12 protein-coding genes and 1 pseudogene are annotated in these 11,282 nt (G+C 72.7%); 6 read left to right on the forward strand and 7 right to left on the reverse strand.

The features are described 5' to 3' along the window. A pseudogene (locus tag AB8Z36_RS18255) lies at positions 1–73 on the forward strand (MarR family winged helix-turn-helix transcriptional regulator); the annotation flags it as partial. A 40-nt stretch (positions 74–113) separates the two neighbouring features. Here the strand turns inward: AB8Z36_RS18255 and AB8Z36_RS18260 are convergent. Next, positions 114–668 (reverse strand): substrate-binding domain-containing protein, encoded by a 555-nt coding sequence (locus tag AB8Z36_RS18260; protein ID WP_369214389.1) that lies wholly within the window; start codon positions 666–668, stop codon positions 114–116. A gap of 239 nt (positions 669–907) precedes the next feature. On the opposite strand from AB8Z36_RS18260, the gene argG reads away from it, so the two are divergent. From argG to AB8Z36_RS18275, 3 genes are all read left to right on the forward strand, one after another. Further along, on the forward strand, positions 908–2,356 hold the full coding sequence (gene argG / locus AB8Z36_RS18265) for an argininosuccinate synthase (RefSeq protein ID WP_369214390.1): 1,449 nt from the start codon (positions 908–910) through the stop codon (positions 2,354–2,356). Between the two features lie 196 nt (positions 2,357–2,552). Further along, a complete protein-coding gene (locus AB8Z36_RS18270; protein ID WP_369214391.1) occupies positions 2,553–3,551 on the forward strand; it encodes a GlxA family transcriptional regulator in 999 nt (332 codons plus the stop codon). Positions 3,552–3,659: 108 nt separating this feature from the next. Then, positions 3,660–4,289: an isochorismatase family protein gene (locus AB8Z36_RS18275; RefSeq protein ID WP_369214392.1), complete on the forward strand. Its 630-nt coding sequence runs from the start codon at positions 3,660–3,662 to the stop codon at positions 4,287–4,289. An 18-nt stretch (positions 4,290–4,307) separates the two neighbouring features. On the opposite strand, the gene AB8Z36_RS18280 is transcribed toward AB8Z36_RS18275, so the two are convergent. From AB8Z36_RS18280 to AB8Z36_RS18290, 3 genes are read right to left on the reverse strand one after another with little or no spacing between them, the layout of a single operon-like run. Continuing rightward, positions 4,308–5,060: an SDR family oxidoreductase gene (locus AB8Z36_RS18280; RefSeq protein ID WP_369214393.1), complete on the reverse strand. Its 753-nt coding sequence runs from the start codon at positions 5,058–5,060 to the stop codon at positions 4,308–4,310. Next, positions 5,057–6,277 (reverse strand): acyl-CoA dehydrogenase family protein, encoded by a 1,221-nt coding sequence (locus AB8Z36_RS18285; protein WP_369214394.1) that lies wholly within the window; start codon positions 6,275–6,277, stop codon positions 5,057–5,059. The genes AB8Z36_RS18280 and AB8Z36_RS18285 overlap by 4 nt, the downstream gene beginning before the upstream one ends. 47 nt (positions 6,278–6,324) lie before the next feature. After that, the gene (locus AB8Z36_RS18290; protein ID WP_369214395.1) at positions 6,325–6,969 is read right to left on the reverse strand and encodes an HAD family hydrolase; all 645 of its coding nucleotides are present in this window, start codon (positions 6,967–6,969) and stop codon (positions 6,325–6,327) included. Between the two features lie 145 nt (positions 6,970–7,114). Between AB8Z36_RS18290 and AB8Z36_RS18295 the strand changes: the two genes are divergently transcribed. Both AB8Z36_RS18295 and AB8Z36_RS18300 read left to right on the forward strand, forming a co-directional pair. After that, positions 7,115–8,056 carry an alpha/beta fold hydrolase gene (locus AB8Z36_RS18295; RefSeq protein WP_369214396.1) on the forward strand — a complete coding sequence of 314 codons (942 nt, stop codon included), beginning with the start codon at positions 7,115–7,117 and terminating at the stop codon, positions 8,054–8,056. Between the two features lie 55 nt (positions 8,057–8,111). Next, on the forward strand, positions 8,112–8,789 hold the full coding sequence (locus AB8Z36_RS18300; protein WP_369214397.1) for a TetR/AcrR family transcriptional regulator: 678 nt from the start codon (positions 8,112–8,114) through the stop codon (positions 8,787–8,789). Positions 8,790–8,792: 3 nt separating this feature from the next. On the opposite strand, the gene AB8Z36_RS18305 is transcribed toward AB8Z36_RS18300, so the two are convergent. Genes AB8Z36_RS18305 through AB8Z36_RS18315 form a run of 3 tightly spaced genes read right to left on the reverse strand, consistent with a single transcriptional unit; the run spans position 8,793 to position 11,257 of the window. Then, on the reverse strand, positions 8,793–9,743 hold the full coding sequence (locus AB8Z36_RS18305) for a LysR family transcriptional regulator (RefSeq protein ID WP_369214398.1): 951 nt from the start codon (positions 9,741–9,743) through the stop codon (positions 8,793–8,795). 49 nt (positions 9,744–9,792) lie between these two features. Continuing rightward, the gene (locus AB8Z36_RS18310; protein WP_369214399.1) at positions 9,793–10,668 is read right to left on the reverse strand and encodes an LLM class flavin-dependent oxidoreductase; all 876 of its coding nucleotides are present in this window, start codon (positions 10,666–10,668) and stop codon (positions 9,793–9,795) included. A gap of 31 nt (positions 10,669–10,699) precedes the next feature. Further along, positions 10,700–11,257 (reverse strand): CGNR zinc finger domain-containing protein, encoded by a 558-nt coding sequence (locus AB8Z36_RS18315; protein WP_369214400.1) that lies wholly within the window; start codon positions 11,255–11,257, stop codon positions 10,700–10,702. Positions 11,258–11,282: the final 25 nt, after the last annotated feature.

An 11,282-nucleotide genomic window follows, 5' to 3' on the forward strand; every position in this document is an offset into this window, starting at 1 on the left:
CTACACCCTCGACAAGTCGACCATCAGCAGGCAGGTGGGCGCGCTGGAGAGGGCCGGGCTCGTCGAGCGGCGGGCGCCCGCGACCTGGGCGAGCACGGCGTTGCCCCGCTCGGTCAGGTGCAGTAGTCCCAGGCGGTGATCCGCCGGTCGAAGATCTTCGCGAGGGTCCTGGCGTCGAGCACCAGGTCGTCCACGTCCGGCAGGTCGTAGCCGATCGCGATGGGACCGCCCACCATGGGCAGGTCGATCGCACGGCCGCCCGCGCAGACCCGCCTGGAGAGTTCGACCTCCTCGGCCTTGAGCACGCTGTCGGAGCCGCCGAACGCGGTGACGCCGCGCAGGAACTGCGCTCCCCCGGCACCCGAGCCGAGCGGGTTGTAGGCGATGCGCACCCCGGGGCAGGCCGCTTCGTACTCCTTGATCCAGTGCTTCATCGCGTTCTGCTGGGCGCTCGAACCCGTCCCGGGCACCTTGCCCGACTTCGCGCAGTCGATGCCCGCCGTGGCCGCCCGCTCGGCGGCCGGAACAGCGGCGGCACCACCCTCCGCCCCGCCCTCAAGGAGTCCGCACCCCGTCAGGGCCAGGGACAGCGCGAGGGCCGCCGGTCCTGCCGCCGCGAGCGTTCTGCCGCCGCCGTGCTGTGTACGTCCTGGCCTTGGGCGCCGCAACGTGGTCCTTCCGAAAAGGCGCGGCCTGAGCACCGCGCACCGCTGTCGCCGCCAGATGATCGCCGGTCAACCGCGACGGCAGGTGACGTCCGGACGAACAGCGGGCGACGCGCCACCATACGGACGGACCCCGCGCCTCGGGAGCAGGACGCCAGCCGCCCCCACCCCGCGGCGACCGAGGGCGTCCGCGACCCATGAGGGGGTTTGCATGGCCATGCATCCTGATGCATACTCTTCCTATGTCCAAGGTCCTCACCTCCCTGCCCACCGGCGAGCGCGTCGGCATTGCCTTCTCCGGCGGTCTCGACACCTCGGTCGCCGTCGCCTGGATGCGCGACAAGGGCGCCGTGCCGTGCACGTACACCGCCGACATCGGTCAGTACGACGAGCCCGACATCGCCTCCGTGCCCGGCCGCGCCACCGCGTACGGCGCCGAGATCACCCGTCTCGTCGACTGCCGTGCCGCGCTGGTCGAGGAGGGCCTCGCCGCGCTGGCCTGCGGCGCGTTCCACATCAGGTCCGGCGGCCGTGCGTACTTCAACACCACACCGCTCGGCCGCGCCGTCACCGGCACGCTCCTGGTGCGGGCGATGCTGGAGGACGGGGTGCAGATCTGGGGCGACGGCTCCACCTTCAAGGGCAACGACATCGAGCGGTTCTACCGCTACGGCCTGCTCGCCAACCCGCACCTGCGGATCTACAAGCCCTGGCTCGACGCGGACTTCGTCTCCGAGCTCGGCGGCCGCAAGGAGATGTCGGAGTGGCTGCTCGCGCACGAGCTGCCCTACCGGGACTCCACGGAGAAGGCGTACTCCACGGACGCCAACATCTGGGGCGCCACGCATGAGGCCAAGACGCTGGAGCACCTCGACACCGGCATCGAGACCGTCGACCCGATCATGGGCGTGCGGTTCTGGGACCCCGAGGTCGAGATCCTCACCGAGGACGTGACGATCGGCTTCGAGCAGGGCCGCCCCGTGACGGTCAACGGCAAGGAGTTCGCCTCCCCGGTCGACCTCGTCATGGAGGCCAACGCGATCGGCGGACGGCACGGCCTCGGCATGTCCGACCAGATCGAGAACCGCATCATCGAGGCCAAGAGCCGCGGCATCTACGAAGCGCCCGGCATGGCCCTGCTGCACATCGCCTACGAGCGTCTCGTCAACGCGATCCACAACGAGGACACCCTGGCCGCGTACCACAACGAGGGGCGGCGGCTCGGGCGGCTGATGTACGAGGGCCGCTGGCTGGACCCGCAGGCGCTGATGATCCGCGAGTCGCTCCAGCGCTGGGTCGGCGCCGCCGTCACCGGTGAGGTCACGCTGCGGCTGCGGCGCGGCGAGGACTACACGATCCTCGACACCACGGGCCCGGCGTTCAGCTACCACCCGGACAAGCTCTCCATGGAGCGGACCGAGGACTCGGCCTTCGGCCCGGTGGACCGCATCGGCCAGCTCACGATGCGCAACCTCGACATCGCCGACTCCCGTGCCCGCCTTGAGCAGTACGCGGGGATGGGCCTGGTCGGCAGCGGCCACCCGACGCCGATCGGCGCCGCGCAGGCGGCCTCGACCGGTCTGATCGGCGCCATGGACGCGGGCGGCGCCCAGGCGATCGCCTCGCGCGGCGAGGTGACGGAGGAGGAGTCGGCGCTCGACCGCGCCGCGATGGAGTCCGGCACGGACTGACCCCGCGCACCGGCCGTACGGAGCGATCCGCGCACCGGTCGTACGCAGTGAGGCCCGCGGGCCCCGGCGGCATCCCCCACCGCCGGGGCCCGCTTCGCTGTGCCCGGGGGCAGTGTGCGTCCAGAGCGGGACCCGTGTCCGGATGTGACAGGGAATCGTCATTGCGGCCATCCGGGACGGTGGTGAAGATAGCTGCATGCCCACCACACACCGCGTCCTGATCGCGGTCTTCCCCGACGTCGACCTGCTCGACGTCACCGGTCCCGCCGAGGTCTTCGCGCTGACCAACCGGGAGACCGCGGGCCGCGCCGGCTACGAGGTCCTGCTCGCGGGCCCCGAGGCCGGAGCGGTGCGCACCTCGGCGGGTGTGCGGCTGCTGACCGATGTGGCGTTCGCCGACACGGAGGCCCGCGGCCGACCGGACACCCTGCTCGTCCCCGGCGCGGTCGACATGACCGGGGACGGACCCGTCGCCCGCATCGACGCCGACGTCGTGGCGTGGCTCAGGGCGACCGCCCCGCACGCGCGGCGGGTGGCGTCGGTGTGCGTGGGCGCCCATCTGCTCGCGGCGGCCGGGCTCCTGGACGGCAGGACGGCGACCACGCACTGGTCGACCGCCGCCCAACTGGCCGCCGACCACCCGGCCGTCACGGTCGACCCGGACCCCATCTTCGTACGGGCCGACCGGGGGCGGCTGTGGACCGGCGCCGGGATCAGTGCCTGCCTGGATCTCGCGCTGGCCCTGGTGGCCGAGGACCAGGGCGAGGAGGTGGCGCTCGCGGTGGCCAGACAGCTCGTGATGTACCTCAAGCGGCAGGGCGGCCAGAGCCAGTTCTCCGTGCCGCTGAGCCGTCCCGCGTCGGCGCGCAGGGACATCGACGCGCTGCGGTCGTACATCGCCGACCACCTCGAAGAGGACCTGTCCGCGGCGGCCCTCGCGGCCCGGATGTGTCTGAGCGAGCGGCACTTCGCCCGGGTGTTCAAGCAGGAGACGGGCACCGGCGCGGCCGACTACGTGGAGTCCGCGCGTGTGGAGGCGGCCCGGCGGCTGCTCGAAGGCACCGACCACTCCCTGGAACAGGTCGCCACCGCGTCCGGGCTCGGCTCGGTCGAGACGCTGCACCGGGCGTTCCGGCGCCAGGTGGCCAGCACTCCCGCCGCCTACCGCCGCCGCTTCCGCGTCACCGCCACCTGAGCCGCCCCCACCAGCCACACCACCCAGACCTCACCGACACGGGCAGGCCCGTTCCGCGGCTTCGCCCTGCCCGAAAACCGGAACACCATCCGCTACGAAAGGCACCCCATGAGCACCAGCCACCTCTCCCCCTCCAAGACGCTGCGCGATGTGGTCGGCCTGGACAACCAGCCGCCCCGCCTCGGCGACAGCGCCCTTGTCATGATCGACTTCCAGAACACCTACCGCACCGGCGTCATGGCCCTGCCCGGCGCCGACGCCGCGCTCGCGGCGGGCGCCCGGCTCCTCGCGCGGGCCCGCGCCGAGGGGACGCCGGTCGTGCACATCGTCAACGACGGCGGCGAGAACACCCCGTACGACATCCGCGCCCACATCGGCGCCATCAGTGACGAGGTGGCCCCGGTGGACGGCGAGACCGTGGTGGTCAAGCAGTTCCCCAACGCCTTCCACGACACCGGCCTGGAGAAGACGCTCAGCGGTCTGGGCTTCGCCCCGGGCGGCGGCAAGGACCTCGTCCTCGCCGGGTTCATGACGCACATGTGCGTCAACTACACCGCCCAGGGCGCCTTCAACCTCGGTTACCGGCCCACGGTCGTCGCCGAGGCCACCGCCACCCGGCCCCTCGCGGCCCCGGACGGCACGGTCCTGTCCGCCGACGCGCTCCAGAGCGCCGCGCTGACGGCCGTCACCGATCTGTTCGGCGTCGTGGTCCCGACGGTCGACGCGCTGCCCGCCTGACCCGGTCGGCGGCGGCGCTCACAGGGCGCCGTCGCCGAGCAGCTGCCCTCCGTCGACGACGAGGATCTCGCCGGTGATCCAGCGCGCCCCGTCACCGGCGAGGAACGCCACGGCCTCCCCCAGGTCCTCGGGCTCCCCGATGCGGCCGAGCGGGGTGGCCGCGGCGATCCGGGTCTCGTTCTCCTGCCAGAGCGCCTCGGCGAGCCTGGTCCGTACGACGCCGGGCGCGATGGCGTTCACGCGGACCGTCGGGCCGAGTTCCAGGGCGAGCTGCTTGGTGAGGTGGATGAGCGCGGCCTTGGAGACGTGGTAAATGCCGACGTCCCGGGCGACCGAGTAGCCGCCGATGGAGGCGGTGTTGACGACCGCGCCGCCGTGCTCGCCCATCCACGCCTTCACCGCGAGCGACGTCCACAGGATCGGCGCCCACAGGTTGACGTCCATGGTCTTGGCGAAGCGGCCGTGGTCCTGGTCGATGACGGGGCCGTGGGCGGGGTTCGTACCGGCGTTGTTGACCAGGATGTCGAGCCGTCCGTACGCGGCCACGACATGCTCGACGCAGGCGCGCGCGGCCACCTCGTCGGTGGCGTGCGCGCCGAACCCGGTGACGCCGTCGCCCAGGCCCTCCGCCGCCTCCTTGGCGCGCTCCTCGCTGCGCGAGGTGATCACCACCTGGGCGCCCCGGTCCCGCAGGGCCGCGGCCGCCGCCAGACCGATGCCCCGCGAAGCGCCGGTGACCAGCGCGACCCTGCCCTCAAGCGGCCCGCTCAACGGGCGTTCCGCGCGGTCTCGCGGCGGCGCAGCTCGCGCAGGGCGATGCTCCGCTTGTGCACCTCGTCGGGGCCGTCCGCCAGGCGCAGGGTGCGCAGATGGGCGTACATGCTCGCGAGCGGGAAGTCGTCGGAGACCCCGCCGCCGCCGTGCACCTGGATCGCGCGGTCGATGACCTTCAGGGCCGCCTCGGGAGCGGCGACCTTGATCGCGGCGATCTCGGTGCGGGCCTCCTTGTTGCCGACGGTGTCCATCAGGTGCGCGGCCTTGAGGGTGAGCAGCCGGGCCATCTCGATCTCGATGCGGGACTCGGCGATCCAGTCCTGGATGTTGGCCCGCTCGGCGAGGGGCGCGCCGAACGTCGTACGGGACTGGGCGCGGTCGATCATCAGGTCGAGGGCGCGCTCGGCCATGCCGATCGTGCGCATGCAGTGGTGGATGCGGCCGGGGCCGAGCCGGGCCTGGCTGATCATGAAGCCGTCGCCCTCGCCCGCGAGCAGGGCGGTGCGCGGGACGCGCACGTCCTCGAAGAGCACCTCGGCGTGGCCCTCGCGGTCCTGGTATCCGAAGACGGGCAGGTTGCGCAGGACGGTGACGCCCGGGGTGTCGAGCGGGACGACCATCATGCTCTGCTGGCGGTGGCTCGGCCCTTCCGGGTCGGTCTTGCCCATGACGATCAGGACCCGGCAGTTCTTGTGCAGGGCGTTGGAGGTCCACCACTTGCGTCCGTTGAGGACGTAGTCGTCGCCGTCGCGCACCATCCGCATCTCGATGTTGCGGGCGTCGGAGCTGGCCACGGCGGGTTCGGTCATCGCGAAGGCGGAGGCGATCTCCCCCGCGAGCAGCGGCCGCAGCCACTTCTCCTTGTGCTCGTCGGTGCCGAAGAGGGTGAGGACCTCCATGTTGCCGGTGTCCGGGGCGTTGCAGTTGGTGGCCTCGGGGGCCAGGTGCGCGCTGCGGCCCATGATCTCGGCGAGCGTCGCGTACTCCAGGTTGGTCAGGCCGGGGCCCCACTCCGGGTGCGGGTGGAAGAGGTTCCACAGGCCCTGCTCGCGCGCCTCGGCCTTGAGCTCTTCGAGGACCGGCGGGTGGAAGTGCGGGTCGCCGGAGTCCGCCATCTGCTGCTCGTAGACCGCCTCGGCGGGGTAGATGTGCTCGTCCATGAAGGCGAGCAGCCGCTCCTGGTACTCCTTGGCCCTGTCGCTGACGTCGAACACGGGGTCCTCCCACGGTGCTGGTATCGGTCGGTACGGGTACTGCCTGGTCAAGCCTCGTGTGCCGGTGCGGCGGCCAGCAGCCCGGCCAGTTCCCCGGCCGTCGTGGCCGCGTCGCGGTGCACGACTCCGGCGATGCCGAGCCGCGCCGCCGCCTCGATGTTCTGCCGCAGATCGTCCACCATGACGGTGGCCTCGGGCGGGGCGCCGAGCCGCTCGCAGGCGATCGCGTAGGCGTGGCGCGAGGGCTTGCGCACCCCGATGTGCCCGGAGACCGTGACCGCGTCGAACATGGCGGGCAGGTCGAAGCCCGCGTAGCAGTCGTCGCCGAGGGAGTTGGAGAGCAGCCCGACGGGGTGCCCCGCGGAGCGCAGCCGGGCCACCAGGGCGATCGTGCCGGGGTCCGGGCGCAGCCGGGCCTGGAGGCGGCTCACCAGGCCGGGGCCCTCGACCGCGAGGCCGTGCGCCCGCAGCCGGGCCGCGAAGCCGTCCTCGAACTCCCGCTCGCCGATGCGCCCCTCCTCGTGCGCCACGAGCAGCGCGGCGCTCTCCCGGTCCCGGGACAGGAGCCGCAGCGGCAGTCCCGGGTCGTCGCCGAGCTCCGCGCCGAGTCCGGCGAAGGCGGTGACCACGCTGGTGGTCAGCACGCCGCCGAAGTCGAAGAGAACCGCGTGCCGGGGCGTTGCCCCACTCATCGTCCCACCCCCTGTGTCGCCCCGACCGTACTTGAATCCGGGTTCAGGTTCAATGGTGCCGAGCGCTCCACGGCCCCCGGCCCCCGGCCTGTAGAGTTGAATCCAACGTCAGGTTCGAAACATCGACCGCCCAGGAGTTCCGCGCATGACGACACACATTCCGGTCGGCGAGTGGCAGCGCGTCAAGACCCGCGAGGTGGCCACCGGAGACATCACGCTCCGGGTGTTCGACCACGGCGAGGCGCGGCCGGGCGAGCCGCCCGTGGTGCTCTGCCACGGCTTCCCCGAGCTGGCGTTCTCCTGGCGCCACCAGCTCTTCGCGCTCGCCGACGCGGGGTGCCGCGTCCTCGTCCCCGACATGCGGGGCTACGGCGGCAGCGGGCGCCCCGCCGACGCCGACGCGTACGACATCCTCACCCTCTGCGGTGACCTGGCGGGGATTCTGGATGACGTGGGTGCCGATGACGCCGTCTTCGTGGGGCACGACTGGGGCTCCTCCGTGGTGTGGAACATGGCCCTGGAGCACCCCGGGCGGGTGCGGGCGGTGGCCGGGATGAGCGTGCCGGTGACGCCGCGGGCCCCCGCGCCGCCCCTGCCGATCCTGCGCTCGCGCCTGGGCGACGACTTCTACATGGTGTGGTTCCAGGAGCCGGGCGTCGCGGACCACGCGCTGAGCCGCAACGTCCGCAGGACCCTCACCGCACGGGAGATCTACTCCGCGCGGTGGGCCGACCGCGTCGACGAGGAGGCGGTGCCCCCGCGCTGGCTGAGCGAGGACGAACTCGGCCACTACGTGGACACGTTCACCGCCACCGGCTTCACGGGCGGGCTCAACTACTACCGCAACCTGGACCGCAACTGGGAGCTCACCGCGCACCACGAGGGCCGCACCATCGACTGCCCCTCGCTCTTCGTGACCGGCTCCAAGGACCCCGTCGGCCAGTTCATGCCCGCCAAGGGGCTCGACCGCGTCCTGACCGACCTGCGCGGAGAGGTCGTCATCGACGGCGCGGGCCACTGGATCCAGCAGGAGCGGCCCGCGGAGGTCAACGCCGCGCTGCTCGGCTTCCTCTCGGCCATCGGCTGATAGCATCCGTCGCCACCGGTTTCGTACGGGTTCGAACGACAGTGAAGGGACCGCGATGGCTGCCCAGGCCCCGGCCGCGGACGGCGGCCGGAAGCAACCGATCACGCCCCGCAGCGCGCGCGGCGTCAGGACGCGCAACGCGCTGATCGCCGCCGCCCGCGAGGTCTTCGAGCGCGACGGCTACCTGGACGCCCGGATCACGGACATCTCCAAGGCGGCGCAGGTCGCCTCGGGGTCCTTCTACACGTACTTCAACAGCAAGGAAGAGATCTTCCAGGCGCTCGTCGAGCAGGTGCAGGAGGAGATGCTCCACCCGCATCTGCGCGAGCGCACGGGCATCACCGACCCGCGCGAGATGATCGACGCCTCCAACCGCGAGTACCTGCGCGCGTACAAGAAGAACGCCCGGCTCATGGCGCTCTTCGAGCAGGTCGCCCAGGTGGACGAGCAGTTCATGGCGCTGCGCATCGAGCGGGGCAACGCCTTCGCCCGGCGCAACGCCAAACTCATCCGCACGTTGCAGGAGAACGGCGAGGCCGACACCAGCCTCGACCCGCTGGTCACCGCGCACGCCCTGTCCGTCATGGTGAGCCGCATGGCCTATCTGGTCTTCGTGCTCGGCCAGCGCATCCCCTACGAGCGGCTCGTGACGACGCTCAACAAGATCTGGGAGAACGGGCTCCGGCTCACGCCCACAAAGGCCCCTGAGTCCCCGGAACCCTCGGGCGCCTGAGCCTCACACGTCGGCGGCGCGCACCGACGCCAGCAGGTGGTCCCGTACGACGGCCACATGCGGGTTGTCCGACGAGCCGGGGCGCTGTACGAGGTAGCCGGTGTTGATGGGCGGGTCGTCGGGGTCGTCGAGCAGGACGAGCGCCCCCGAGGCCAGCTCGTCCAGGCAGAGATAGCGGGGCAGCACACTGAAGCCCGCGCCGCCCACCACGGCGGCCTTGACCGCGCGCAGGTCGGGCATGGTGAGGGCGGGGCTGCACACCAGACGCCTGCCGTAGACGTGCCGCCAGTAGCGCCGGACGATGGGCAGGTCCTCGGCGTAGGCCACCAGAGGCACACCGTGCAGCACCGCGGGGCCATCGGCGGCGACCTTCCCCTTGCCGCCGATCCGCGCCGCCCACGAAGCGCCCGTGACCAGCACGAACTCCTCGTCCGCGAGCGGTACGGAGGCGAGCGCGCGACCCCGGGGCCGGGCCGTGGCGACCACCAGGTCGTGGCGGCCCGCGCGCAGCTCGGCCAGCAGGTCGTCGGTGAGCCCCGTGGCGAACCGCAGCCGCACCCCCTTCTCCACCAGCGGCCCGAGACGGGGCAGCACGCTGTGGGCGAGGAACTCCGCCGGACCCGCGACGTGGACCGGCTCGGCCTTGCCGTCCAGGTCGTGGCCCGCGACCTCGGCCAGGGCGTCCAGGGGCTCGCCGATCCGGCCCGCGAGCTCGTCCGCGAACGGCGCGGGGGCCGCGCCGCGCGGCGTCCGCGCGAACAGCTCCCGGTCGAGGCGGCGCTCCAGGGAGCGGATCTGGGCGGTGACGGTGGGCTGGGAGAGCCCCAGGAGGCGGGCGGCGGCCGTGAAGGAACCGGAACGGTAGACCGCGAGGAAGGTCCGCAGCTGGTTCAGGTCCGGCGCCGCGGCCCCGGAGGACACCTCCGCCTCGCCGTCGTCCTCTCTTCGGTGCATGGGGCCGAGCCTATGATCCGCCCGCGTCCGGGGCACGGGGTGGGCCCCCTCAGGGCACCAGCGGGGCGACCTGGCCGGTGACGAAGCGGAGGTAGCCCTCGGGGTCCGGCTCGTCGGCGGTGGGCTGGAGGACGACGGTGTCGGCGCCCGCCTCGGCGAGGCGCAGGACCGCCTTCGCCACGTCCTCGGCGTCGCCCGCCACACCGAGGTCCGGCACGTCCTGATGGCCGTCGCGCCGCAGCTCGGCGTCGAGGCGCGCCCGTGCGTCGGGGCCGGTAGCGGCGTGCAGATAGACCACCACCGGGTGCTTCCGTTCCGTGCGTCCCGCGGCCCGCCGCCCCTCGTCGATGAGCCGCCGCGCCCTGCGTACGCCGTCCGGCGGGGTGCTCGCGTCCAGGATCGTGCCGTCCGCCGCCTCGCCGGTGAGCCGGACCGAACGGGGGCCGCGCGCACCCGCGTACACGGCCGGGGCAGCGGCGGGCGGCCAGTCGAGCGCGACGCCGTCCAGGCGTACATACCGTCCCTCGGTGGTGACGCGCTCGCCCGCGAGCAACGTACGCATGGCGTCCAGGTGTTCGCGAAGGAGTGTCAGCGGGGACTCCGCCCGCGCGCCCACCTGCCCCATCCAGTCCTGTACGCCGTGGCCCACCCCGAGCATGACCCGGCCGGGGAAGAGCCGGTGCAGGGTGGCCGCCTCCATGCTGGCGAGCGCCACGTTCCGCAGCGGTACGGGAAGCAGTCCCACCCCGACGCGCAGCCGCTCGGACCAGGCGAGCGCGGCGGCGGCACTGGCGATGCCGCTCTGAAGGAAGCAGTCCTCCCAGAGCCACAGTTCGGCGAGGCCCGCCTCGTCGGCCTCGCGCACCAGGCCGCGCAGCCGCTCGGGCGGGAGCTGGGGACGGAAGACCATGCCGAGAGTCGTCATCCCGCCTTCCTATCGCGGCGCCCTCCTTCGATCAACAGCGTTTCGCCGGTGCTCCGTTGCGTGCTCCCGGGGCCGGGGTGCGCGCCCGGTGGCGGCGGACCGCGTCACGGTTGGCGCACCGGTGGGAGCAGTAGCGCTGCCGCCCGGTGCGGGAGGTGTCGGCGAAGATCTCCGCGCACTCCGGGACCGCACAGCGGCGCAGCCGGTGCATGCCGCGTCCCACCAGGTGCAGCGCGGTGCCGACCGCGATCAGCGAGGCCAGCAGGGCGCCGAGCGAGAGACCGTCGTCGCGGTAGTGCAGGTGCCAGCCGTCGCCCGCGTGGTCGGTGAGCCGGGGGTGGGCGGTGGAGTCGGCGAGCATGCGGTTGGCGAGGTCGGCGCGCTCGCGTTCCCCGGTGGTGTCGACGACCTTCTCCCAGGCGTCGAGCGTGGCCCCGACGCGCCGCAGGTCCGCCGCCGTGGCGGGCTTCTCCAGGACAAGTCCGGCGGCGCGGCAGCGCTCCGCCAGCTCCTCGGCGTCGGCGGGGCGCCGGTTGGCGAGGTCGGCGGCCAGGTTCACGGCGTCCATGCCGTAAGGGTTGAGGTGCATAAGCTCATTACACCAGGCTCACCGT

Source organism: Streptomyces flavofungini (genome assembly GCF_041028215.1).
GTDB lineage: Bacteria > Actinomycetota > Actinomycetes > Streptomycetales > Streptomycetaceae > Streptomyces > Streptomyces flavofungini_B.

Coding starts and splice junctions, on each gene's coding strand:
- argG (WP_369214390.1), top strand. CDS start 908: ATGTCCAAGGTCCTCACCTCCCTGCCCACCGGCGAGCGCGTCGGCATT.
- AB8Z36_RS18290 (WP_369214395.1), bottom strand. CDS start 6,969: ATGAGTGGGGCAACGCCCCGGCACGCGGTTCTCTTCGACTTCGGCGGC.
- AB8Z36_RS18295 (WP_369214396.1), top strand. CDS start 7,115: ATGACGACACACATTCCGGTCGGCGAGTGGCAGCGCGTCAAGACCCGC.
- AB8Z36_RS18305 (WP_369214398.1), bottom strand. CDS start 9,743: ATGCACCGAAGAGAGGACGACGGCGAGGCGGAGGTGTCCTCCGGGGCC.
- AB8Z36_RS18275 (WP_369214392.1), top strand. CDS start 3,660: ATGAGCACCAGCCACCTCTCCCCCTCCAAGACGCTGCGCGATGTGGTC.
- AB8Z36_RS18310 (WP_369214399.1), bottom strand. CDS start 10,668: ATGACGACTCTCGGCATGGTCTTCCGTCCCCAGCTCCCGCCCGAGCGG.
- AB8Z36_RS18270 (WP_369214391.1), top strand. CDS start 2,553: ATGCCCACCACACACCGCGTCCTGATCGCGGTCTTCCCCGACGTCGAC.
- AB8Z36_RS18315 (WP_369214400.1), bottom strand. CDS start 11,257: ATGCACCTCAACCCTTACGGCATGGACGCCGTGAACCTGGCCGCCGAC.
- AB8Z36_RS18300 (WP_369214397.1), top strand. CDS start 8,112: ATGGCTGCCCAGGCCCCGGCCGCGGACGGCGGCCGGAAGCAACCGATC.